This window comes from Flavobacterium frigidimaris (assembly GCF_002217275.1).
GTDB lineage: Bacteria > Bacteroidota > Bacteroidia > Flavobacteriales > Flavobacteriaceae > Flavobacterium > Flavobacterium aquidurense.
This window is the reverse complement of the sequence record NZ_MUGV01000013.1, coordinates 69,329-93,752: the sequence shown is the minus strand read 5'-3', so window position 1 is coordinate 93,752 and position 24,424 is coordinate 69,329. Positions and strand designations below refer to the sequence as shown.

General features: G+C 35.0%; 22 protein-coding genes and 3 tRNA genes. 10 read left to right on the top strand and 15 right to left on the bottom strand.

The window, feature by feature from the left end; genetic code table 11:
• Positions 1-180: 180 nt before the first annotated feature.
• The 4 genes from B0A65_RS06855 to nirB form a co-directional block, all read right to left on the bottom strand.
• A complete protein-coding gene (locus B0A65_RS06855; RefSeq protein ID WP_074658527.1) occupies positions 181-1,986 on the bottom strand; it encodes a PAS domain-containing sensor histidine kinase in 1,806 nt (601 codons plus the stop codon).
• A 62-nt stretch (positions 1,987-2,048) separates the two neighbouring features.
• Positions 2,049-2,633, bottom strand: coding sequence for a DUF4202 domain-containing protein (locus B0A65_RS06850; protein WP_074658525.1), 585 nt, complete (start codon positions 2,631-2,633; stop codon positions 2,049-2,051).
• Positions 2,634-2,803: 170 nt separating this feature from the next.
• Positions 2,804-3,184 carry a nitrite reductase small subunit NirD gene (nirD, locus tag B0A65_RS06845; RefSeq protein WP_074659222.1) on the bottom strand — a complete coding sequence of 127 codons (381 nt, stop codon included), beginning with the start codon at positions 3,182-3,184 and terminating at the stop codon, positions 2,804-2,806.
• A gap of 285 nt (positions 3,185-3,469) precedes the next feature.
• On the bottom strand, positions 3,470-5,983 hold the full coding sequence (gene nirB, locus B0A65_RS06840; RefSeq protein ID WP_074658523.1) for a nitrite reductase large subunit NirB: 2,514 nt from the start codon (positions 5,981-5,983) through the stop codon (positions 3,470-3,472).
• A gap of 260 nt (positions 5,984-6,243) precedes the next feature.
• Here nirB and B0A65_RS06835 point away from each other — a divergent pair, with 260 nt between their 5' ends.
• Positions 6,244-7,017, top strand: a complete 774-nt coding sequence (locus tag B0A65_RS06835) for an META domain-containing protein (protein ID WP_074658522.1) — start codon at positions 6,244-6,246, stop codon at positions 7,015-7,017.
• Positions 7,018-7,230: 213 nt separating this feature from the next.
• On the opposite strand, the gene B0A65_RS06830 is transcribed toward B0A65_RS06835, so the two are convergent.
• The gene (locus B0A65_RS06830; protein WP_074658521.1) at positions 7,231-8,511 is read right to left on the bottom strand and encodes a DUF2130 domain-containing protein; all 1,281 of its coding nucleotides are present in this window, start codon (positions 8,509-8,511) and stop codon (positions 7,231-7,233) included.
• A 169-nt stretch (positions 8,512-8,680) separates the two neighbouring features.
• Positions 8,681-9,559 (bottom strand): LysR family transcriptional regulator, encoded by an 879-nt coding sequence (locus B0A65_RS06825; protein ID WP_074658519.1) that lies wholly within the window; start codon positions 9,557-9,559, stop codon positions 8,681-8,683.
• Between the two features lie 260 nt (positions 9,560-9,819).
• On the opposite strand from B0A65_RS06825, the gene B0A65_RS06820 reads away from it, so the two are divergent.
• Positions 9,820-10,527, top strand: coding sequence for a class I SAM-dependent methyltransferase (locus B0A65_RS06820; protein WP_074658517.1), 708 nt, complete (start codon positions 9,820-9,822; stop codon positions 10,525-10,527).
• An 85-nt stretch (positions 10,528-10,612) separates the two neighbouring features.
• Here B0A65_RS06820 and B0A65_RS06815 read toward each other — a convergent pair whose 3' ends face one another.
• The 4 genes from B0A65_RS06815 to B0A65_RS06800 all read right to left on the bottom strand — a co-directional run bounded on the left by B0A65_RS06815 (position 10,613) and on the right by B0A65_RS06800 (position 13,338).
• Complete coding sequence (locus B0A65_RS06815) at positions 10,613-11,074, bottom strand: DUF3291 domain-containing protein (protein WP_074658516.1); 462 nt, start codon at positions 11,072-11,074, stop codon at positions 10,613-10,615.
• A gap of 58 nt (positions 11,075-11,132) precedes the next feature.
• On the bottom strand, positions 11,133-11,411 hold the full coding sequence (locus tag B0A65_RS06810; protein ID WP_074658514.1) for a putative quinol monooxygenase: 279 nt from the start codon (positions 11,409-11,411) through the stop codon (positions 11,133-11,135).
• A gap of 19 nt (positions 11,412-11,430) precedes the next feature.
• Complete coding sequence (locus tag B0A65_RS06805) at positions 11,431-12,033, bottom strand: NAD(P)H-dependent oxidoreductase (RefSeq protein WP_074658512.1); 603 nt, start codon at positions 12,031-12,033, stop codon at positions 11,431-11,433.
• 318 nt (positions 12,034-12,351) lie between these two features.
• Positions 12,352-13,338 carry an aldo/keto reductase gene (locus B0A65_RS06800; RefSeq protein WP_074658511.1) on the bottom strand — a complete coding sequence of 329 codons (987 nt, stop codon included), beginning with the start codon at positions 13,336-13,338 and terminating at the stop codon, positions 12,352-12,354.
• Between the two features lie 120 nt (positions 13,339-13,458).
• Here B0A65_RS06800 and B0A65_RS06795 point away from each other — a divergent pair, with 120 nt between their 5' ends.
• Positions 13,459-14,304 (top strand): AraC family transcriptional regulator, encoded by an 846-nt coding sequence (locus B0A65_RS06795; RefSeq protein ID WP_074658509.1) that lies wholly within the window; start codon positions 13,459-13,461, stop codon positions 14,302-14,304.
• A gap of 129 nt (positions 14,305-14,433) precedes the next feature.
• Here the strand turns inward: B0A65_RS06795 and B0A65_RS06790 are convergent, their stop codons facing one another.
• Positions 14,434-15,195 carry a C40 family peptidase gene (locus B0A65_RS06790; protein ID WP_074658507.1) on the bottom strand — a complete coding sequence of 254 codons (762 nt, stop codon included), beginning with the start codon at positions 15,193-15,195 and terminating at the stop codon, positions 14,434-14,436.
• A 69-nt stretch (positions 15,196-15,264) separates the two neighbouring features.
• Complete coding sequence (locus B0A65_RS06785) at positions 15,265-16,443, bottom strand: acetyl-CoA C-acyltransferase (RefSeq protein WP_074658506.1); 1,179 nt, start codon at positions 16,441-16,443, stop codon at positions 15,265-15,267.
• Positions 16,444-16,693: 250 nt separating this feature from the next.
• Between B0A65_RS06785 and B0A65_RS06780 the strand changes: the two genes are divergently transcribed.
• From B0A65_RS06780 to B0A65_RS06770, 3 genes are all read left to right on the top strand, one after another.
• Positions 16,694-16,777: transfer RNA gene (locus B0A65_RS06780), tRNA-Ser, on the top strand.
• A gap of 15 nt (positions 16,778-16,792) precedes the next feature.
• A tRNA-Pro gene (locus B0A65_RS06775) sits at positions 16,793-16,867 on the top strand.
• A 32-nt stretch (positions 16,868-16,899) separates the two neighbouring features.
• Positions 16,900-16,973: transfer RNA gene (locus B0A65_RS06770), tRNA-Arg, on the top strand.
• 272 nt (positions 16,974-17,245) lie between these two features.
• Here the strand turns inward: B0A65_RS06770 and B0A65_RS06760 are convergent.
• Positions 17,246-18,226 carry an NAD(P)H-quinone oxidoreductase gene (locus B0A65_RS06760; protein WP_074658504.1) on the bottom strand — a complete coding sequence of 327 codons (981 nt, stop codon included), beginning with the start codon at positions 18,224-18,226 and terminating at the stop codon, positions 17,246-17,248.
• Positions 18,227-18,510: 284 nt separating this feature from the next.
• Between B0A65_RS06760 and B0A65_RS06755 the strand changes: the two genes are divergently transcribed.
• The 3 genes from B0A65_RS06755 to B0A65_RS06745 all read left to right on the top strand — a co-directional run bounded on the left by B0A65_RS06755 (position 18,511) and on the right by B0A65_RS06745 (position 21,010).
• Positions 18,511-19,101 carry a TetR/AcrR family transcriptional regulator gene (locus tag B0A65_RS06755; protein ID WP_074658502.1) on the top strand — a complete coding sequence of 197 codons (591 nt, stop codon included), beginning with the start codon at positions 18,511-18,513 and terminating at the stop codon, positions 19,099-19,101.
• Between the two features lie 117 nt (positions 19,102-19,218).
• A complete protein-coding gene (locus B0A65_RS06750) occupies positions 19,219-19,986 on the top strand; it encodes an SDR family oxidoreductase (protein ID WP_074658500.1) in 768 nt (255 codons plus the stop codon).
• Positions 19,987-20,008: 22 nt separating this feature from the next.
• Positions 20,009-21,010, top strand: coding sequence for an NADP-dependent oxidoreductase (locus B0A65_RS06745; protein ID WP_074658498.1), 1,002 nt, complete (start codon positions 20,009-20,011; stop codon positions 21,008-21,010).
• Between the two features lie 414 nt (positions 21,011-21,424).
• Here the strand turns inward: B0A65_RS06745 and B0A65_RS06740 are convergent, their stop codons facing one another.
• Together B0A65_RS06740 and B0A65_RS06735 are read right to left on the bottom strand one after the other, a co-directional pair.
• Entirely contained in the window at positions 21,425-21,715 is a 291-nt protein-coding gene (locus B0A65_RS06740) for a hypothetical protein (protein ID WP_074658496.1), read from the bottom strand.
• Positions 21,716-21,772: 57 nt separating this feature from the next.
• Entirely contained in the window at positions 21,773-22,042 is a 270-nt protein-coding gene (locus B0A65_RS06735; protein ID WP_074658494.1) for a hypothetical protein, read from the bottom strand.
• A 415-nt stretch (positions 22,043-22,457) separates the two neighbouring features.
• Between B0A65_RS06735 and B0A65_RS06730 the strand changes: the two genes are divergently transcribed.
• On the top strand, positions 22,458-24,392 hold the full coding sequence (locus B0A65_RS06730) for an oleate hydratase (RefSeq protein WP_074658492.1): 1,935 nt from the start codon (positions 22,458-22,460) through the stop codon (positions 24,390-24,392).
• Positions 24,393-24,424 lie beyond the last annotated feature (32 nt).

Below are 24,424 nucleotides of genomic sequence, written 5' to 3'. Positions count from 1 at the left end.
TAATGTGCAAACAACTTTGTTATTTGGTTATTTTTTTGCGCAAACTTGTCATCTCGACGAAGGAGAGATCACACTCGTGGATCGACAAAGATTGGAGATTTTGATTGCGGAGTTTCGCGTGTCATTGATATATACAACGGAAAATTATCTAATTATCTAATTGACAAATTATCTAATTATTCAAATTGGTATATTAAAAGTAATCCTAGTCCCTTCACCAGGAATTGATTTAAAGAAAACGCGTCCGTTAATGTATTGGATTCTTTCCTGCATAAATAACATTCCCATTCCGGATTCACTGTTACGTTTCTTATCAACAGCAGCTACATCAAAACCTTTACCGTTGTCATCTACAATAATGCTAAGTAAAGTATTGCTGTGCGAAAGCTGAACAATAATATGCGATGATTCAGCGTATTTAATGGCATTATTGATGGCTTCCTGGGTAAGGCGATAAATATTGATTTCGATTAAAGAATCTAAACGCTGGCTAAAATCGGTTTTGTTATAGAATAGAATTTCTTTTCCTGTCAGTTTAGAAAGTTCCTGAGTCAGTTTTGCCAGTGATGAAACAATACCGTGATCGCTTAATTCCGGAGGCATTAAATTGAAAGTTGCGGTGCGGACTCCCTTGATAATATCAAGAGATAATTTCTTTAAATATTCAATTTTTTGAGCCGATTTTTCCTTGTCATCCAAATTGATACTTTCTAAACTGAATTTCAAACCAGTTAACATTTGGCCAATTCCGTCGTGAATTTCTTTGGCAATTCGGTTTTGTTCGTTTTCCTGATTCTCAACAATTTTACTCGAAATAACCTTTTGCTGATTGATTTTTTCGGTACTGTTTTCGATGTTTAGCCGTTCTACTTCACGCTGTGCTTTTTTGCGTTCTGTAATATTGAAACAAATAATTAGAAGTTCTAGTTCATCTTTTTTTATGGTAACCGGAACCATTGAAAGATCCAGCCAGATATTTTGTGCTTCTTTGTTGATAATATTAATTTCACCCTGCCAGCCACTGCGCTGTTTTTCGAAAATAATGCGGTCAATATTTAATTGCTCTTTTTCGTCAGTGGTTAAAACTTCAGAGAATTTTTTGTTGGAAGAAAACTTAGTGTAATTTAAAAGTTTGGCGAATTTTTCACCAATATGAATAATGGAACCATCAGGCGCAATCCGGCAATAGAGCAGCGTATTTTCCATCGCATAATTCAGCGATTTTAATTCTTTTACGGAGTTTTCCTTTATTTCGCTGATAATCTCGGTGTCGTATGCGAGTTTTAAAGCTTTCTTTTCAGAAGATAAAAGTTTGGCAATAAGTCGTTCTATCTTTTTGTTGGTTGGTTTGAAGATAAAGAAAAATTCCAGCAGTAAGACTAATAGGGTAAAGGCAAAAATCCAATACTCGATTCGGCGTTGTTCTGTTACTTTTTCGTGTGCTTCCAGATCATACTGACTCACAATCTGATTCATTTTCGAAAGAAAAAGACCTTCGTTTTTCAGAATGGTTTCAACCAGTTTTTGATTCGTTGCTAAGTTGCTTTTTTGCTCTAAATTCAGCAGAAACAAATCGGTCGTTTCTACAATATTGTTGAAACTAGGTTTTATTTCAAGGTATAATTTATCTAGCGTTTCGCTTTTTTCTTTCGGAAAAGCCAGGCTATCACTTCCATTTTCGAGTGAATTTTGGTTGTTTTTCCAAAGAGATAAAACATTTTTTAGATGGGAAATTTGTTTTTGAGAAGTGGTATCAGAAACATAATGTAAAATCAATACTTCTTTTACAATTTTCTGACTCAGCATTCTCTGCTTCCCGGAAATATTGATGATTTTAGAATCGCTAAGCTGTTGTTTTAAGTTGTATTGAACTAAAACCTGACTTATAATTATAGTTATAGCAATAGTCCACAGTGCAAAAAAATACAGACGGCGTAAATTTTTGAACGTAATTTTATCTGCAGTTTCCTGATTGCTTTTTTTCATTCGAAGATAATATTTGTCTTTAGCGGAAAATGGAATTCGCTTTCAGCTCATTTCATAATAAATTACAATCCTAAAGAAGCTTTTATCAAGTTTAAATTTTCTTCAGAATAATTAATCTTTAAAGCTTCCTGATGTCCTTTGTCCGACATTTTATCCCAGGTTTTTTTGATGATATTTTTTAGTTTTTCCTCATCATGTTTGTGCACAAAAGGATCTAAATAATATTCTAAAAAGACTAAACAAATTACATCTTCAAGCAGTTGTGTTTCGGCATCTTTTTTAAGTAATTTTTTTTCGATTAAAAAAGAAACACGGTCAATAAAATCTTGATTATATCCTGCTTTTTCTAAGATTTCGGCAGTAAGTTTAGCATGAAATTTTTTCAATTCTTCTCTCCATCTCAAATAGCCCACACGATCCATTGGGTATGATTCGCGAGCGACTTTCCATCGACAAATGTGTTGTGCTTTTGAGGCAATCTGAACTTCTTCTGAAGCTTCAGGCTCAAATTGCATCAGCCTTTTGTACATCCTGTTTGAATAGAGTAATTCTTTAGGATATTCGTTGTTTTGATCGATTTCGATATTTGGATCCTGAGCGTTTTCGGCATCAATCCATTCGGTTGCTTTTTGAAAAGGTGTAGTCATTGTTGGTTGGATAATAGATTTCAAATATACGTAAATAAGTATAAAAGTCTAAAGTTGAAAATTGAAAGTGAGATGAAAGACGTTAGATGTGAAATATGAAATGTGAATTCTTTATTATGGCTTTTTACGTCTCACTTTTTACAGTTTACATTTTGCATTTTACAAATTTTCTAGTCTATAAACCCAACAAACACTTCGTCTTCAACGACTTTAATCGGATACGTTGCAATTTTTAAATCATCATCTCCATTCAGGTTTGAACCGTCAACCAATGAAAACGTTTTTTTGTGCATCGGACACGCAATTTTCGGAATATCATCTGTAGATCCGGTCATTCCTCTGGCCAAAACCATTTCCATTTTGTGTGGACAGGCATTTTGACAAGCGTACCATTCGTTGCGGCGTGAAAAATTGAAAATCGCGATTTGCTTGTTTTTATATTTGATACAGCCTCCGCGATTGGTTGGAAAATCTTCTACTTTTCCGGCTTTGAACCAAATTGTAGCATCGTTTGGATGTACTGTTTCGTATTGACTTAAGATTTCTTCCATTTTGAGCATTTTTTTGTTCCTGTTTCTTATCCCTCTTTTTACAATCAAGAGAGTTTGATGGCGCAGTAAAAAAGAGGGTAAGAGGACAGCAAACGTTTGTGATATTTTTTTTCTTTTTTTGGAGCTGTTTTTAAACACATAGAAAACATAGTTTTTTGTCTTTGGAAAAGGAAATCAAAAGAAACTAGTTTCTAACACATAGCTATGTGTTTTTAAGCAAGTGAAACGCCTTTATTCATTTCAATGAGCTATGTTTCTATGTGTTTAAAATTTATTTATAAAGTTTTAAGACCAAGCTTTTGGCGCTTTTTGATCTCTTAAAGGAACAAAAACAACATTGTCATCTTTCTCCTCAGAGTTTACAAAATGGTTGAAACGTTTTAATAATCTTGGTTTTTCTAATACTTGTTTCCATTCGCATTCGAAAGTGTTAACTAAAGTTTGCATTTCAGCTTCTAAGGTTTCGCAAAGGCCTAAACTATCTTCAATAATTACTTCTTTCAAATACTCTAAACCTCCGTCCAGTTTTTCCAGCCAGGTAGAAGTTCTAATCAGCGGACCAGCCGTGCGGATGTAATACATTAAAAAGCGATCCATATATTTGATAACCGTTTCTTTATCAATTTTTTCGGCTAATAAAACAGCGTGTTTTGGGTTCGCTCCACCATTTCCGGCGATGTATAAATTCCATCCGCCTTCAACAGCAATTAAACCAAAATCTTTTCCACGGGCTTCGGCACATTCGCGAATACAGGCCGAAACACCACCTTTTAATTTGTGCGGAGAACGGATTCCTTTGTATCTGTTTTCTAATTCGATTGCAAATCCGGCGCTGTCGTCCATTCCGTAACGACACCAGGCATTTCCGACACAGCTTTTTACGGCACGAAGTGATTTGCCATAAGCGTGACCACTTTCAAAACCATTGTCAATTAAGATTTTCCAAATTTTTGGTAAGTCACTTAAATGAGCTCCAAACAAATCAACACGTTGAGCACCCGTAATTTTAGTATATAAATCGAATTGTTTAGCAACTTCTCCGATAACGATTAATTTCTCTGCCGTAATTTCTCCACCGGCAACTCTTGGTACAACAGAATACGTTCCGTTTCGTTGAATGTTCGCCAAAAATCTATCGTTAGTATCTTGTGTGGTTACGTGTTTGTTGGCAGTATCGTTGTAAATACTGGAGAAAATCGAAGCTACAACTGGTTTGCAAACTTCACAGCCGTCACCTTTTCCGTGATGGTCTATTACATCATAGAAATTCTCGTATTTATTGATTTTTACTAAGTCAAATAATTCCTGACGGTTATAATTAAAATGCTCGCAGATAACCTCTTTTACTTCTTTTCCAAGTGATTTTTGAGTGGCTTTTACCAAATCAGAAACCATTGGTTTACAGCCTCCACAACCTGAAGTTGCTTTGGTATGTTTTACAACATCTGAAAAACTGGAGCAGGTTTCGTCTAAAAGCGAACAGCAAATAGAACCTTTTGTTACGTTTTCGCAAGAACAAATTACAGCAGTATCCGGCAAGTCTAAAACGCTTCCTAAACTTGAACCTTCAGAACCGTCTCTTGATCCTAAAATCAAATCTTCAGGATTTTTAGGCAAAGCCATAGCATTGCTGTAAATCTGAAAAAGTGAATTATAATCGCTTGAATCACCAACTAGAATTCCGCCTAATAAGGTTTTAGAATCTTTAGTAACGTTGATTCTTTTGTAAACGCCTGATAATTTATTCTCATAAATAATAGCCGTTACATCGTCATTTTCGATAAAAGGATCACCAAAACTCGCAACTTCAACACCAATTAGTTTCAATTGTGTCGACATATCGATGGTTTCTCTCATGGTTTTAGAACCATTTAAGATTTGCTCAGCAGCTACATCGGCCATTTCGTAACCAGGAGCAACAAGTCCGTAAATGTTTTGATTGTATAAAGCCACCTCGCCAATCGCATAAATAGAAGGATCTGATGTTTGCATCTGATTGTTTACCACAACGCCGCCTCGTAAACCAACCTCCAATCCTGAAACTCGGGCTAATTCGTCGCGAGGTTTAATTCCGGCAGATATAACCAACATATCAACTTTTAACAATTCTTCGTTGGCAAACATCATTCCCGTTATGCATGCCGCACCGTCAATATATTGTGTGGCTTTGTTTAAATGAATGCCAATATTTAATTCTTCAATTTTAGACTGCAACATGTCGCTGGCACCTTTGTCCAATTGTCTCGGCATCAGTCTTGGAGCAAATTCCACTACGTGTGGATTAAGACCTAAATCACGAACCGCTTTTGCAGCTTCTAGACCTAATAGACCACCACCTAAAACGGCTGCTTCTGTTGCACCTTTTTGTTTTATTTTTTTGGCGTACCCCATAATCGCATCCAAATCCTCGATGGTTCTGTACACAAACACACCTTCTTTTTCAACACCGTCAATTGGAGGTACAAATGCCGAAGATCCAGTTGCAAGAACTAAGTAGTCGTACGTATGGGTTTTTTCTAAATGCGTATGTATTGTTTTTTCTGTTCTGTTAATATCTGTAATTAACTCAGAAGTGTTTAGAATAATATTGTTTTCTGCGTACCATTCACTAGTCGACATTGATAAGTCATCTGCGGTTTTGCCTCCAAAGTATTCACTTAAGTGAACACGGTCGTAAGCACGTCTTGGCTCTTCACCAAAAACGGTAATCTGATACTTTTCCTGTCCTGATTTTGCAATGAATTTTTCGCAAAATTTATAACCAACCATGCCGTTTCCAACTACTATTACTCTTATCATGATTTCTTTAATTAAGTATTACTACGCAAATATAAGTATTTATACTTATTAAAATACGTACTTAGTTTACTTTTTTGTTAGAAAAATAACTAAATTAAATACGTATTTTATCGTAATCTCTTAAGTAGTGCGGATTTCAGACGGTTTCCCAGCATTGTAAAATTTATGATTTTGGTGCCGATTTTCTTAAATTTGAAAGGATTCTAAATAAGCTTTTCAAAAAATTGTTGTAAATTCAATTCATTTTAAATAGCAATCTCATGAAAAATATATTTGTATTCTTGGTTTTATCTTCTTTGATAGTAAGTTGTAAATCAGCAACATCAGGTTCAAAAGAAACAGCTTCAGCAACAAATTCTCAGGAAGCTGATATGACCATCTATTTTAAAGCAACCGGAAATGAACCTTTCTGGGGAATAACTCTAGGGAAGGAGCAAACCATCTTTACATCGCTGATTCCTGGAAAAGAGAAAATCATTTTTTCATCTGTTGAACCTATAAAAGCAATGGATGCCAATGTTAAAATGTATAAATTGAACAATGAACAGGCAACAGCGACAGTTACCATTCAGCAAGTAGATTGTCAGGATTCTATGTCGGGCGCGATTTCGCCTTATAAAGTTTCAATTGAAATTAAAAACAATTCAGAGCTTGAGTCTAAAAAAGTCGAAGGCTGCGGAAAATATATTACCGATTACCGCCTCCATGATATTTGGGTTTTGGAAGAATTAAACGGTTATAAAGTTTTCATAGCCGATTATCAAAAAGAATTACCAAGAATAGAAATTCATGCACAGGAAAATACCTTTATGGGTTTTGGAGGCTGTAATTCAATTTCCGGAACTATATTTTATGAAAAAGACCTATTAAGATTTACCAAAGTAATTTCGACTTTAATGGCCTGCGCGCCGGGTAATAAAGAAGGCGAATTTACCAAAGCACTTCAAAGTACAACCACTTATTCAATTGGCGATAACCGATTGACGCTTTCAAATCCTTCAGGAAAATTGTTGGTATTTAGAAAGGTTGATTAGTATTAATTTCGATGTTATCGAATAGTTTGTCATTCCGAGGAACGAGGAATCCCCACAAGTAGCTCGACAAAGATTTAACTTTCTGTGCGGAGCTACTTGTGGGGATTCCTCGTTCCTCGGAATGACAATACGGGACGAAAAAAATAAAAATCCGTATAAATCCGCGTCTTCGCTTTAGCGAATCCGCGTCATCCGCGTTCTATACTCGCATCGTTATTCAAATAATTCCTTAGGATCTTCTTCCTCTCCTTCGATAAAATCCAATTCCAAAGCACGAACCGTCTGAACCGCATTTCCGGCAATACCACGAATCGATCCGTACATTCCTAAAGTATTATGAACCACTTTTTCGATTTGTTTTTCACGTTGTTTCCAGATACGTTGCATCGCTCTTTTTTCGGCATCAAGATCGCCTTGCATTTGCGTAAAACCTTCTACGATTCCTTCAATTTGCAAACGGAATTCATTACTAGTTAAAAAGTCATACAACATCGACATTTTATCGCCTTTGTTTTCCTGCGCCTGAACTGCCTGACTTACCTGAATTAATGACTGGCGTAAAACAGCACTTAAACCTTTAAATTCTTCATAAGTACAAATCCAAATACCATCACGCATTCCCATTCGGTCCATTCCGGCTGGCATGACTTCGGTTACTAAAACACCAATATTGGCTCTTTTGGTTCGAATATCATTTTTGAATTTCTCAATCCAGGAAGGTTGAAAAGCTTTGGTACGCTTGCTTTCGTAGTAAATTGAACCGCAATTTTGTAATTCGCGTGTGTTTACAATTTGAAGACAATCGGCACCGTTGGCACCTTTTTTAATTTCATCAATACTGTCTAACGGAAAATTATTGGCCAGCCATTCTTCAATCGCTAATTCCATTACTTCGCCTTGTAACTGCATAGAACCTTGTTCCTGCTTGCGTTTCATTTCTTCGATTAGCTTTTTCTGATCGTCAGATTGTTTCTGGTATTCTTTTATCTTAAGTTCATTTTTTTCTTCTTCCTGTTTACGGATTTTATCACGTTCTAAAACCAAAGTAGCGTTCAGTTGTTTTTGAGCCTCGGCTTCGATCGCTTCTTTCATTTCCAGTTTTTCACGTTGGAGTTTTGCAATTTCGCCTGTCATTTTATTCATTTCACGAAGCTTCTCCGATTTCTCAGAAAGTTCTTTTTCCATTAAGGTCAAACGATCTTTATTTTCTTCTTCGAGTTTGGTTTTTAGCTTTTCGGTAATCTCTTTTTCGGCTGTCTTTTTTTCGCGTTCTAAGCGTTCAGCGAAAAGTTCATTTTCCTGCTTCTTTTTAGCTTCAAAGTCGGCTTTGGCTTTTTCGAATTGTTCATTTTTAAGTTCCAATTCTCTGGATTGAGCATTGGCTTTTTGTTGAAATTCTTTACGGATACTGTCTTCCAACTGATGTTTTAATACATCATTAACATCGATTGGTGTCCCGCAATTTGGGCATATAATTGAAGATTGCTCAGCCATTTTTATTGATTTTTTAACGAGAATTATAATTTGCTAAGGTATTTAAAAGTTATCTTTTAAGCGCAAAACAAGTTGTGATAAATTGTAACGTTTTTTTAGCCACGAATTCACGAATTTTTATTTTTTAAAATCTATGCGCAAGCTAAAAAAGAAATTCGTGAATTCGTGGCTATTCTTTTTTCAATAAAAAATCCACCGCAGATCTTGTGATTTCAGAATCATCTTCTTTTGAAGTTATTAAAGAAACATCTGTAAATAAACTGACTTTTTTCAATTGTATAAAACCGATTTCGGCATCCTGATTATTCTTCGCAATGTTGGAGGGAACAATCGAAATTCCCAAACCATTTTTAACCAATTGCACAATTGAATTGATGTTGTTGGATTCGTGAACGACTTTTGGTTCAAAACCGTAGAAAGCGCAGAGTTCTAATAAAACTTCATAATAATGTGGCGCGTAATCTTTATTAAAAAACACAAAAGTTTCGTCTTTTAGATTCGTAATCTCGTCTTCTGAATTAATTTGAATCGAACTCCTATTATAGACTACTGAAAATCCATCCTGAAACCACAATTGCGCTTTTATTTTTGGAGATTTTATCGTTGACCGAATAATTCCTAAATCAATTTTTCCCTGTTCCAAAGCTGAAATTTGTTTACTGGTGGAAACTTCAAAAAGCTTGAAATTCACATACGGGAATTGCTCTTTCAAGTGTTTGATCAAGTCTGAAATAACAGACGAATAAATCGAACTGATATACGCGATTCTGAATTCGCCTGAAACATTCTCGGCAATCTTTTTTGTTTTAACGGAAATGCGTTCCAGATCTTGAAAAAGTGATTTGACTTCTTTTTCGAAATATTTTCCAGCTTCGGTAAGTTCTACTTTTTTGTTGTTTCTGATAAAAAGCTTTGCCTGAAGTTCTTCTTCCAATTCCATAATCTGACGACTCAATGGAGGCTGGGAAATAAATAGTTTTTCTGAGGCCTTGGTAAAGTTCAGTTCTTCGGCCACAGCCAGAAAATATTTCAAGTGACGTAATTCCATAAATACCTATTAAGTATTAATAATTAACAAAATAAGTATTTTTGAAGTATATATCAAAATAGTAGTTTTGAGAAAAAATTGTTTCACGCAGATTTTAAAAAGGATTTAAGCAGATTGGCGCAGATATTTTTTTATGCGTGAATTTTTTAAATTTAATTTAGAATCCTAAATGAAGATTAAAAGAAAAAATCCTTTTTAATCTGCTTAAATCTGTATAAAATCTGCGTGAAAATAAAACTCAAAGTTAAAAAACATAAAAAATGAAAAAATCAACTATTGAAGAGATTAGAGAGCGTTTTGATAATGATGTCGAACGATTTTCAAATTTAGAAACGGGACAAGTGGCAACAATTGACGCTACTATTTCTTTGGAATTAATTACAGAAGCATCCAAAAGGATTGTCCCGAATGCTCAAAATGTTTTGGATATTGGCTGCGGTGCCGGGAATTATACTTTGAAAATGTTATCTAAGTTGCCCAATTTAAATTGCACTTTAGTCGATTTGAGTTTGCCAATGTTAGATAAAGCTTTTGAAAGAGTTTCTGCGGAAACAAATGGTAAGGTAGAAGTCAAACAAGGCGATATCCGTGAAGTCGAATTGCCAGAAAATCATTTTGATATTATTTTGGCAGGAGCAGTTTTACATCACTTAAGGGATGATCAGGACTGGGAAACGACTTTTACTAAAATATTTAAGTTATTAAGACCAGGTGGCTGTTTCATGATTTCGGACTTGATTACACAAGACACGGAATTATTAAATGAATATACCTGGCAACGTTATGGCGATTATTTAGAGGGAATTGGAGGCGCAGAATACCGTCAGAAAGTTTTGGATTATGTAGAGAAAGAAGACACACCAAGATCGATGAATTATCAATTGGATTTGATGAAGAAAGTTGGTTTTACAAGCGTTGAAATTTTACACAAGAATATGTGTTTTGGTGCTTTTGGAGGTATAAAGTAGTTTTTTTCGCCACGAATTCACGAATTAATTTAAATGCTTTGCGCATAGATTTTAAAAAATAAATTCGTGAATTCGTGGCGGAAAACTATACAGTTTCTTTAAGCTCAGAAAACTTATTTTTAAAATCAAAAACCAATTGCGAAGGACCGTTTTGCTGTAGGTAATCTAATTTTTCTACGGCTTCATCAAGTGTTGGAATATGTCCCTTTGGAATCCACCACATTGCTGTAGCTGCTTTTCCGAATTTTAAAAACCATTCTTTACGACGTCTTAAAAACTCGCTGTGAAACGTTTTGTACATATAATGCTCCAACGTTTCAATATTTTCCCAAACCGAAACATTTACAATAATCTGTTCGTCATTATACGGATTCAGGTTTGTCGCATTATAACTGTCGTCTTTCAATCTCCAGACAAAACCTTCGCTGTTTTCGGCTAAAGCATTGACAAGATCCAGATTGTCTACAAATTCTTTCATGATCGGGTCGTTTATCGTGACTCCTTTCATTTTGGCAATATTAATTTCGGCAAGATGGTATTTACTCATGTTCAACTAATTAAAGATGAGGCAAGTTAATTTATTGATGCCTAATTATTGTAACTTTTTATACTAATTGTGTTGTTTTATAAACCTGTATAGGAGAGGAAACCAGACCTTCGCTTTGCTTGATAAAATCCTGTAAATACGGTTGATTGTTATGGATATCAAGTCCTGGCTGATCTTGCCATTCTTCCCAAATGATAAAAACATTTTCAGAATGATGAAGATCATAACGTACGCAAGCTGCTTCTTTTCTGGTTTCGGTGACCAAATGATTTAACATGCTTTGTAATTGTTCTATGTTTTCTGTTTTGCTTTTAAATAGTGCTGTAATTGAAATCATAATCGTGAAAAGTTAAAGGTTAAAAGTTAAAAGTTTTATCTAAGTGGTTGGTGTAATTTTCTTTAAAGATGTCAATGTTTTCGGCGGTGGCACCTTTTTCAACGTCGTGAAAATGGAAACTGTCTAGTTTTTCCATACCTACAAATTTATTCATTTTATGGAAACCAAACATAGCTCCATCATCTACAGATGTTTCTTCGAAAAATTCTCCTGGAAGGGTGAATGCGGTTGCAGGTGCATTCCAACTTGTGGTTAGCATGTATTTGCGTCCGTGTAGTTGCCCTCCCGTTCCGTAATTAATGTCCGGATTGGTTCTGGTTCTTCCGTCACTTCTGTAAATTCCTTTGTTATGTCCGGCTGTGAAAACATCGTCAATGTATTTTTTGAAAAGGTTTGGTAGTTGAAACCACCAAACAGGTGTATGATAAACGACAACATCAGCCCAAACGAATTTTTCGACTTCTTCGTCAAGATCAAAACCTTGTTTGATGTCGGTTGTTTTTATTTCGAATTGCTTGCTGTTTGTTAAGTATTCGATTGTCCAGTCGGTAACGGTTTGGTTAAATTTTCCGCCTGAATGAGCGAAATTTTGACTTCCGTTGATGATAAATATTTTCTTCATGTCTTTAAATCTTCTTATGAATTCGTGAGTGTGAGGGATAGAAGTGGAAATCCTTTTGTGCCGGGGTTCGGCACAAAAGATTGCAACGGATAGCCCGACCCCGCTTTTTCTGCGGGGACACACCCAAATTATTTTTATTGATTTTTATTTATTGCGCATAATTTTAAACACATAGAAACATAGTTTTCTTTGGCTAAAAAAGAATGTGGAAAGAAACTAGTTTCTCACACATAGCTATGTGTTTTTAGGCTAAGTGAAACGCCTTTATACATTCCTATTGGCTATGTTTCTATGTGTTTAAAATTTTAAAGAATGCTATTATTTTACTTTTGAAATAGCCTGATTAATGAAATCTAATTCTGAAACTGACAAATCGAAATCCATTGCTTTTGCGTTAGAAATCGCTTGTTCTGCGTTTCTTGCTCCGGCCAAAACGATTGTGATTCCTTTTTGTAATGTCGTCCAGCGTAAAACCAATTGTGAAATCGAAATGTGTTTTGCGTTTGCCAATGAACTTAATTCTTCGACCAATGTTTTTACCTTTTGAAGATCAAATTGACCGAAATAACCATTTCTGTGATCATTGTCTTTAAGTTTGCTGTCAGTAAAATATTTCCCGGTTAATAAACCTCTTTCCATTGGACTGTAAGCAATAATTCCGATGTTTTCTGCAAGTGTTAGCGGAATCAAATCGGTTTCGATTTTGCGATTCAGCATGCTAAACGGAACTTGGTTTGATGCAACTTGAACTATTTTTTGTGCTTCCTGAATCTGTTGAATACTATAATTACTTACGCCAAACGCTCTGATTTTTCCTTGTCGTATTAAAGTTTCAACAGCTTCCATGGTCTCAGAAATTGGAGTAGTGGAGTCTGGCCAGTGAATTTGCAATAAGTCGATATAATCAGTTTGAAGACGTTTTAAACTTTCTTCGACTTCTTTAATAATGTTGCTTTTTGAAGCGTATTTGTAAACTGGGATTTTTTTTCCGTTGTCGTCGGCATCGAAAAAGAAATCGCCTTTTTTGTTATTGCTTCCGTCCCAAACCAAACCAAATTTGGTCAATAACTGAACTTTTGAACGATCGTGAGATTTTATAGCTTCGCCAATCATTTCCTCGCTTAAGCCAAATCCGTAAAAGGGAGCAGTGTCGATTGTGGTCACGCCGTGGTCGATTGATGCCTGAATGGAAGCGATTGAATCTGCTTTTTCATTTCCGCCCCACATGTTTCCGCCAATGGCAAATGCACCGTATGTAATAGTTGATAATTCAAGTTCGGTATTGCCTAATTTTCTATATTCCATAATGTTGTATTTTTAAATCTTAAATTTCACTTGGCAAAATTATACCATTTTTAAGAGTCTTAACTTGTATATATTTGTCTTTTTTATGTAAATTTGCAACTTCAAATAATTTACTACCTCATGAAAAAAGAAAATTTATACGAGCCGTTTACCGTTTCCTTTGAAACTCTGGATGAATATCCGGATGTTGGAGATCGTCATAATTTCTTTGAATTGGTTTATATTTTGGGAGGAACTGGTTCACAATGCATCAACAAAAATATTTTTGAATACGATGCCGGACATATGTTTTTATTGACGCCTGAAGATTGTCATAATTTTACGATTGAAATGGAAACGAAGTTTTTCTTTTTGAGATTTAATGATATTTATTTGAAGAACTCTAGTCTGCAAAATGAAAATATTCAGCGTTTAGAATATATCTTACAGAATGCGAATCATCAGCCGGGTTGTATTTTGAAGAATGATGCGGATAAATGTTTGGTAAAAGTGATGATTGAAGCAATCTGTCGGGAACATCAGGATAAAGATGTTTACAATCAGGAATTGATTCAGCAATTGGTTAACACACTGATTATTATTGTGGCCAGAAATATTGCGAAGTATTTACCTGAACAGGTGAATGTTGGAACGGAAGGAAAAGCGATGGATATTTTACAATATATTCAGAATAATATTTATTATCCGGAGAAAATAAAAGCGGAATCGTTAAGCGAGTATTTTGGAATTTCGAATACCTATTTAGGACGTTATTTTAAGAAACATGCGAGTGAAACGATGCAACAATATATTAGTAATTACAAAACAAAACTGATTGAACATCGTTTGCAATTTAGTGATAAACGAATTAATGAAATTGCTTATGAATTTGGCTTTACGGATGAAAGTCACTTTAATAAATTCTTTAAAAAGCAAAGAGGGAATAGTCCTTCGGAGTTTAGGAAGACGATTCGAATTAGTGCGTAATGTTGGCACGCGGATGACCCTGATTCGCAAGCGAAAACACGGATTATCGCGGATTTTTTTTTGACACTGATTTCACAGATTAATACAGATTTTAAAATCATTTTAATCCTTTAATCTGTGGCTAAAAAATTAAATAATTTTCTTAATTACTCTAAGTTTATGAGTGTGTTTGTTCAATTCCGGATTGTAAATTCCTAAATGGTCTAAACGGTCAATGCGAACTTTTCCACTGGCGTGAATGATGTAATTATTGTCCATAATGATGCCGACATGAATGATGTTTCCTTCGTCGTTGTCAAAAAAGGCTAAATCTCCAGCTTCGCTTTCTTCTATAAAACTTAAAGGTTCTCCGTCTAGTGCTTGCTGAGACGCGTCACGATGAATTTTATAGCCGTTTAGTTTATAAACCATTTGAGTAAAACCGGAACAATCGATCCCAAAAGGTGTTTTTCCACCCCAAAGATACGGAGCGTTCAAATACATAAAAGCAGTATTTATTAAAGCGCTTTTAGGTTTTATACCGCTGGTTTTTGTTCCTTCAAAATCAAAGTTTGAAGTGTTGATTTCGCTATTATTTAAAAAAGATAGTGATGCGCCAAGCGGAATTGGCAATAATAAATTATCTGGCGCACTGATATAATCAATCAAGTCAGCATTTAAGATAATGGCTTCTTTGCTTAGCTGATTATAGTTTGTTTCTGAAATTACCTGATATTGTTTCGAATCTACCCAGCCTTCATAATCGTCAAACTGAATTTTTATTCGGGCCCACTGATTTTGACGTTCTAAAATTTCGATGTGTTCGCCAAACAAAAGTTGTGTAACGATTTCACTTCTGTCACTTGGTTCAGATCGAACGGGTACTATGGCTAGATTGCAAATTCCGAACATTTAGGGTAATTTATAAGTTGAAAATTGGGAGTTATTATTTTAACAACTCCCAATCTATTGTATTATTATTTAAGCTCTTTCGATAACAATTGCAGATGCTCCACCACCGCCATTGCAAATTGCAGCAGCCCCGGTTTTAGCATTGTTTTGTTCTAAAACATTTAGTAAAGTTACGATGATTCTGGCTCCTGAACAACCCAGAGGATGTCCTAATGAAACAGCACCACCATTTACGTTTACTTTATCGTTATCAAGATCAAGGATTTTTGAATTGGCTAATCCAACAACGGCGAAAGCTTCGTTGAATTCGAAATAATCAACATCTCCAATTGCGATTCCGGCTTTGTTTAATGCTTTTGGTAATGCTTTTGCCGGGCTTGTTGTAAACCATTTTGGTTCCTGTGCAGCGTCAGCGTAACCTTTGATATACGCTAGAGGTTTTAATCCTAATGCAATTGCTTTTTCTTCAGACATTAAAACTAAAGCAGCAGCTCCGTCGTTAATTGTAGAAGCGTTTGCAGCAGTAACAGTTCCGTCTTTTGTAAAAACAGCTGCTAATGAAGGAATTTTGTCCAGTTTTACATTAGTGTATTCTTCATCTTTAGAAATGATGATTGGTTCACCGCGTCTTTGCGGTACTTCGACAGGAACGATTTCATTGTCGAACTTTCCTGCGTCCCAGGCTTTTGCACTTCTTTCATACGATTGAATCGCAAAATTATCCTGTTCTTCACGGCTGATGTTGTATTCAGACGCACATAAATCAGCGCAAACTCCCATTGCGTTGTTATCGTAAGCATCTGTCAAACCATCTTTTTGCATTCCGTCAAGCATAGTTGCCGGGCCAAATTTAGTTCCGTTGCGCATTTGCACGTAATGCGGAATAAGACTCATGTTTTCCATTCCTCCGGCTACAACAATTTCAGCGTCACCACAAGCAATAGCCTGAGCAGCGAACATTACAGCTTTCATTCCGGAAGCACAAACTTTGTTTACGGTTGTAGCAGCAACTTCTTCAGATAAACCTGCAAAAAGCGCGGCCTGACGTGCTGGAGCTTGTCCAACTCCTGCCTGAACAACGTTGCCCATAAAAACTTCATCAACTAATTTTGGGTCTAGGTTAATTTTTTGAAGTGCGCCTTTTATAGCGGCAGCACCTAATTTTGGTGCGGGTACGGTAGATAACCCTCCCATGAAACTTCCGATAGGTGTTCTAACGGCAGAAACGATAACAACTCTTTTGTTCATTTTCTGTGTAATATTAGTTAATGTAGCAAATTTACTCTTTATTTAAATAAATTCAAATTTTGTATCAATATGTATGAGTTTCATTGGATTTTAAATTTAATATCAATTTTTTGTTAATTCTATTCGTTTGATTGTGAACAGGTTTAAAAAAAAGATTGAAAAAAGATTAAAAAAAGCGCAGAAATAGTTGTGAGATATGGAATGTTGTCTTACATTTGCAACCGCAAAACAGAACACGTTTCTTGAGCTTGGAGAGGTGCCAGAGCGGTAATGGAGCAGATTGCTAATCTGTCGACGGGTAACCGTCGCCAGGGTTCGAGTCCCTGTCTCTCCGCTTAAATTTTGCCTTCGGGGTGTAGCGTAGCCCGGTTATCGCGCCTGCTTTGGGAGCAGGAGGCCGCAGGTTCGAATCCTGCCACCCCGACAGAAACTTTACCATAAAGTTTTAAAACAAATGGACGCATAGCTCAGCTGGATAGAGCACCTGCCTTCTAAGCAGGCGGTCGAAGGTTCGAATCCTTCTGCGTTCACGAAAAGCCACTCAATCGAGTGGCTTTTTTGTTTTGTATTGGTTTTTAGTGTGCATAGCTCAGCTGGATAGAGCATCCCGATTTTTAATCGGGACGGTCGAAGGTTCGAATCCTTCTGCGTTCACGAAAAGGGATCAACACGTAAATCTGAGGAGCAGCAAAAATTAAAGGACCAGGTCCAAAAGTTGGGGATTAGGCAAAAAGATCAGATATTTTTATTTTGTTAAGTGACTTTCCTGATAGATTCGAATATTTTTTATGATGAGTCAGGCCTAAATGTTGGAATCCCACTCTAGTATTATTTTGCCTATATGGCTTCCTTCTTCCATGCATTGATGAGCACCTATTACATTCTGATAAGAAAACGTCTGGTAAATAACGGGTCTGAATTTTCCATTTTCAATTAATGGCCAGACATTTTTGTAAACTTCCTTTGTTAAACGATTTTTATAATTATCATCACGTACTCGTAGAGTACTACCAGAGATACTGATTCTTTTCGTCATTAACTGCCAGATATCAAGTTCTACGTTTTTGCCATTCTCTGCATTAATATGAATAAGTCTTCCTTCTTCGTTTAATATATTTAGATTTTTTTGAAAATAGGGCCCGGCTATCATATCAAGAATAACATCTACACCCTTACTTTTTAAAATTTCTTCAAAATCTTCTGTCTTATAATTAATCGAAAGATTCGATCCTAACTCCATACAATATTTCGCTTTTTGATCTGAACCAACTGTTGTTAGAACCTTTGAGCCTAGTGCATGGGCGATTTGAATTGCGGTAATTCCGATACCGCTGCTTCCTCCATGAACGAGTAAAGATTCTCCTGGTTTAAGGTTTCCTCGTTCAAAAATGTTAGACCAGACCGTAAATACTGTTTCTGGCAGACTGGCTGCTTCTGTTAAATTTAAACCTTTAGGAATTGGTAAACAGTGACCTTCTTTTACAGCAGCATATTGTGCATAACCACCACCAGGAAGCAGCGCGCAAACGTGATCGCCAATATTCCATTGAGTAACTTCCGGGCCACATTCTACAATAATACCGGCGACTTCAAGACCCGGGATTTCATTAGAGGTACTGCCTGGAGCGGCATATTTTCCCTGACGTTGCAAAATGTCACTTCTATTAATACCGGAAGCTTTTACTTGAATTAATACCTCATTTTTAGAAGGTATCAAATCAGGAACTTCTGTTACCTGTAAAACTTCAGGACCTCCAAATTTTGTGATCGTAATAGCTTTCATATTCTAATTTTTTTAAAAAGGTAAATTATATTTTTCAAATAAGGCCTTGTTTTCAATACTTTTTTCAAAGAGAGGTATTTCTTCATGGGCATGATTATCAGAAGCTGCCTGTCTGGCCTTTGTTGCTTCGGTGAAAGAAATTCCGTGTTCTTTTATGATATTTAATTTTAAAAAAAAGTGGGTGCTATGAAAGTATAAAATCAGGAATAATATAAAATTATTTTAAAATTTGCATTGATAAAATATACTTTTTAGTATATTTGTGACCTAATTTAGAAATTACAATGTTGACAAAAGCAGAAAGGACAAAACAATTTATACTAGAAACTGCTGTGCCAATATATAATGAGAAAGGCATTGCAGGGGCGAATATTGATGATGTACTGGAAGCAACAAAGCTCACAAAAGGATGTCTTTATGGTCACTTTGAAGGTAAAGATGATTTGTCTGAACAAGTTATAGATTTAGCGCTTAAAATGGTTTCAGATAAAATTAGGGCGGAAGTTTACAAAGGAAAAACAATTAAAGGCAAAATATTTGCCTTTTTAGATTTTTATAAAAATCCTTTTGAAACGTATATTTCTGGTGGATGTCCGATATTTAATACTGCCGTACAGGTAGATGATAATTATCCTTTTATAAAGGAAAAAGTGGCCAAAGTTATTAAAATGGGACAGCAGGAATTGACTGCTTTACTTCAGGAAGGAATTAATAATGGGGAATTTTCAGAAACTCTTGATCCTGTAGTTTTTGCTTTTAAATTGGTTGCTTCAGTTGAAGGAGGGATTGTAATGTGCAGAGTGATGGAGACGGCAAAACCGATGCATGGTCTTATTAAAAGTTTAAAAATGGAATTAGAACAACATATAGTGTAACTTTTTTATTGTTGTAAAATATACTTTTTAGTATATTTTGAAATAAACTAAAAAGTATAAAATCTTCAGGTTATATTGATTCCTGTCGATAATGCAAACAATTTAAATAAGTAAATTATGACTATTGGAGGAAAAACGATATTAGTTACAGGAGGTGGTTCCGGAATTGGTTTAGAATCTGCAAAACAATTTTTAGCCGAAGGTGCCAGGGTAATTATAACGGGCAGAAATCAGGATAAATTAGAGGCGGCGAAAAAGTTACTTCCGTCAGTAATTATTATAAAAAGTGATGTTGAAAATCCCGAAGATTCAAAAAAGCTTTTTGAGGAAGTAGTTTCTTTAGGGGGAATAGATATTTTATATAATAATGCGGGTGTTGGAAGCCCTGCCCTTAATCTCGGAATTAAAAATGAACAAATTCTGAAGAATGCTATTTATGAAATGAATATTAATTATTTTGGTGTTATAAGACTAAATACTCTTTTTATAGATATGCTGAAGTCACGAGAAGAAAGTGCCATAATAAATACGACTTCAATTTTGAGTATTGTACCAGCTTTGGAAGAACCTACGTATTCGGCAACAAAGGCAGCTTTAAGTTTTTATACCAGAACACTTAGAAAGAATTTGGAAATTTTAGGCAGCAAAGTAAAAGTATTTGAGTTGCTTCCTCCTGTCGTAGCCACAGAGATGACTGCTCAGAGAAAAGATAAAAAAATGACTCCTGAACAGTTGGTAAAAGCACTGATTGCCGGAGTTAAAAAGGATCAATATACCATTCGCGTAGGCGATACAAAACTGCTTTATATGGCAAGCAGGTTTTTTCCGCAACTGGCTTTCAATTTGGTAAATCCTAAAAAGATTTACGCAAGTCTAAAGCAATAAGTAAAACTTTAAAGTCTGTACAATGAAAGCATTTGTAATTAATAATTATAGTAAAAAAGCAAATTTGCAACTTGCAGAAATGCCTGTTCCTGAAGTAAAAGAAAGTGATGTTCTGGTTGAGGTTTATGCAGCCGGAGTAAATCTTTTAGACTCAAAAATAAAAACAGGTGAATTTAAACTTATTTTACCGTATAAGTTTCCGTTAATTTTAGGACATGATGTTGCGGGAATTATTACGAAGGTCGGAAAAGATGTAAAAAAGTTTAAAGTAGGTGATGAAGTTTATGCGCGACCGGAAGATTATCGCATAGGGACATTTGCCGAATTTATTTCAATAGATGAAAAAGATGCCGCGCTAAAGCCTAAAAATCTTTCTATGGAAGAAGCGGCCTCTATTCCTTTGGTAGCGTTGACGGCCTGGCAGGTTTTGGTTGAAAGGGCACAGATCAAAAAAGGACAAAAAGTATTTATTCAGGCAGGATCAGGAGGAGTGGGGACAATTGCGATTCAGCTCGCAAAACATTTAGGAGCAACGGTGGCTACAACCGCAAGTGCAAAAAGTTTCTCTTTCCTTGAAAAACTTGGAGCAGATCTTCTTATTGATTATAAGAATAGCGATTTTGAAAATAGACTAAGTGATTACGATGTTGTTTTGAATAGTCAAGATAACCAAACACTTGAAAAGTCTTTAAAAATATTGAAATCGGGCGGAAAACTCATTTCTATTTCGGGTCCGCCAACACCAAAATTTGCTAAGGAAATTAAAGTACCCTGGTTCGTAAAAATAATTCTTTCGTTACTAAGTTCAGGCATTCGTAAAAGGGCCAATAATAAAAATGTCGAGTATTCTTTTTTATTTATGAAAGCAGATGGGAAGCAATTAAGCGAAATTACAGCACTAATAGAAGCAAAAATAATTAAACCAACTATAGATAAGATTTTTACGTTTGAGCAAACAAGTGAAGCATTGTCGTATGTGGAAAGTGGGCGTGCTAAGGGGAAAGTCGTTATTAAAATTAAATAAATAATTCTAATGCAATATTGATCATCATTTTCAATTTAAAATGAGCAACTAATTTCTTAATAGTTATAAATGAAAAATTTTTTGATTTTCATTCATTGTGGCCCTATAAAGTAATTTAAAGAAAATCAAATAAGATTTAAATTCGGTACTGGGATTTAACTGATTTAACCCAAAACCAGATGCTTGTTTTGAATTGAATTTGTATGATTAAAAAAGTTTAAACAATGTAAGGAACTATGCATATTTTAAAGATCTATTTCAGTAATTTTGGTTTACTATATTGACAAAAAAGCCAAATCATGTTGGCTTTTTTGTTTTTTATATTTACCGAAATTTGAGATGTTTGTTCTTTAATTTATATTCTTTGAATATTTCAAAAATCTATTAAATTGATAACTCTAATCTGATTCAATTTTAGTTTCTCATTAAAAAAGCTCCTGGTTGTTCTTCCATTTTATCATATTCACCTTCTAGTCCAATAGATTCTAATTCTTCCCAGTCATTTTCATCGTATTCAGAATACATATCATCCTCAAGATTTTCTTCCAGATCACCAAGCTCTAAATTGTAATGGTTGCTTGCAGCCAGTTCAGCTACAAAGGCGTTATCTAAATAATCATCATAATTTAGTAATAACTGCTCTTCATAATAGGTCATATCATCTATAGATCCCTCAGACGAATTAAAATGATTTTCAGATTTCATATAAATAAGTTTAAAATTACTAGTTTGTCAACAAACTATTTTTTCAGTTTTGGTACGTTACGAAATTTCCGGTTCCGGTTTTTCAAAGCTATCTATTTTTGATTTTAAGAGGTCTTTATATTTTGCAAGACCAATTCCAACTATAGGTACAGCTAATGATCCAATGATAGAAGCAGCCTGCCCGTGGCCAGTTTTATTTAAATAAGAAGATAAAAGTATAGACCCAAGCGCACTAACAAGAATCAATTCTCCAGGTACATCTTTTATTTTATTTTCTATAAGTTCTCTGATATCTTCCAGGTTTTCCTGAGTAATTAAGTTTTCCATATGTTTTTAATTTAAGTTTAATGCTCTTTATATAATAAAATTACTTTTTTGATAAGAGAACATTTTATATAATAAACCATTGTAATTATATAATTCGCAGTAGTTTAAAGAAAGAAAGTGAAAACAGTTTTTCGAAGTAGAAATGGAGCATTACTAAAATTAAGAAGTTGAAGCTTTGTGCTTACAATCCATAATAATATTCAATAAAGACAAAAGAGATAAATACTATGTATATAAATTAGAAGCTTCTCAAATAGGATGATTATGTTCGCTTACATTTATCTGTTTATAGAATGTTATCTTTTTAGAATTTTCTTTCTGCCCGTGTTTAATTTTAGCATTTTATTAATAATCAAAAGATTATAATGTGTTTGGTAATTCAATATCTTTAGGTAAAGTATAAAAAAGATATATCATGAGCGACAAAACTTCTCAATTCAGTAAAATTTTCAGTGCTTCCTACCAACAAGAAAAAGTAAACCACGAACCTGATTCCAGCACAGAAGTGCAGCTCAATTCTCCAGAAAAAACAATGCCTTTTTCAGATCAGATTGGGAATTATCAACGCAATAAAGGAATTCCGTCAAAATCATTCAAAGACAGTAAAGTTTATATTGTTGGTAGTGGTATTGCAGGTATGTCGGCAGCCTACTATTTTATTAAAGATGGCCAAATACCGGGAGAAAATATAATATTCCTTGATCAGGCACATATCGATGGTGGCTCACTGGATGGTGCAGGAAATGCTCAGGATGGATTTATTATTCGTGGTGGCCGTGAAATGGATATGACTTATGAAAATCTTTGGGATATGTTTCAGGACATTCCGGCTGTCGAGCTACCTGAACCCTATAGCGTCTTAGACGAATATCGTTTGATTAATGACAACGACCCTAACTATTCAAAAGCCAGACTTATTCATAATCAGGGTCAGATAAAAGATTTTAGCAAGTTTGGTTTACATAAAATGGATCAGTTGGCCATTGTTAAACTTTTAATGAAGAAAAAAGAAGATTTGGATGATTTAACAATTCAAGATTACTTTAGCGAGTCATTTTTGAATAGTAACTTCTGGACTTTCTGGCGCACGATGTTTGCTTTCGAAAACTGGCATAGTCTTTTAGAATGCAAACTTTATATGCATCGCTTTCTGCATGCTATCGATGGTATGAAAGATTTCTCCTGTCTGGTGTTTCCAAAGTATAATCAATATGACACTTTTGTTACACCATTAAGAAAATTTCTGGTTGAAAAAGGAGTAAAGATCCAATTAGACACCTTAGTAAAAGATCTTGATATGCTTATTAATACTGACGGAAAAACAGTAAAAGGCATCATTACGGAACAAGAGGGAAAAGAAATAGAAATTCCTTTGGAACAAAATGATTTTGTTATTGTAACCACAAGTTCTATGACCGAGGATACTTATTATGGTACTAACAATACGGCGGCAGTTTCAGGAATAGAAGAAAGTACAAGTGGACAAAGTGACGGTTGGAAATTATGGAAAAATCTCGCTGCGAAATCTACTGTCTTTGGTAAACCGGAAAAATTCTGTAGCGATATTAAAAAATCGTGTTGGGAATCTGCCACACTTACCTGCAAACCATCTGCGTTTGTAAATAAATTAAAAGAATTATCTGTAAATGATCCTTATTCAGGCAAGACGGCAACGGGTGGCATTATAACCATTACAGATTCTAACTGGCTAATGAGTTTTACTTGTAACAGACAACCTCATTTTCCAACGCAACCCAATGATGTATTAGTGGTTTGGGTGTATGCCTTATTTATGGATAAGGAAGGTAATTATATTAAAAAAACAATGCCACAATGTACAGGAAATGAAATTTTAAGCGAATTGTCGTATCATTTAGGTATCGTTGACCAATTAGATAATGTAATAGAAAATACTATTGTTCGCAGCTCATTCATGCCTTATATAACTTCGATGTTTATGCCAAGAGCGAAAGGAGACCGTCCAAGAGTAATTCCGGAAGGTTGTACAAATCTGGGTTTAATAGGGCAATTTGTAGAAACTAATAATGATATTGTCTTTACTATGGAAAGTTCGGTTCGTACGGCTAGATTGGCAGTATATGGCTTGTTGAATTTAAATAAGCAGGTTCCGGATATTAATCCCTTACAATACGACATTCGTCATTTGTTAAAAGCGATGCAGTCCTTAAATGATTATCATTCTTTTCCAGGTGAAGGTATCTTAAGAAGGGTTTTAAAAGGAACTTATTACGAGCATGTTTTAGCAAATAATATTGAAGAAAAAGAAGATAGTGAATCGTTCTTTACAGAACAGTTTGGTAAGCTTCAGGATTGGTTTAAAGGCTTGTAAATAAATTTGTTAAATAGTGATCAAAGGAGAGA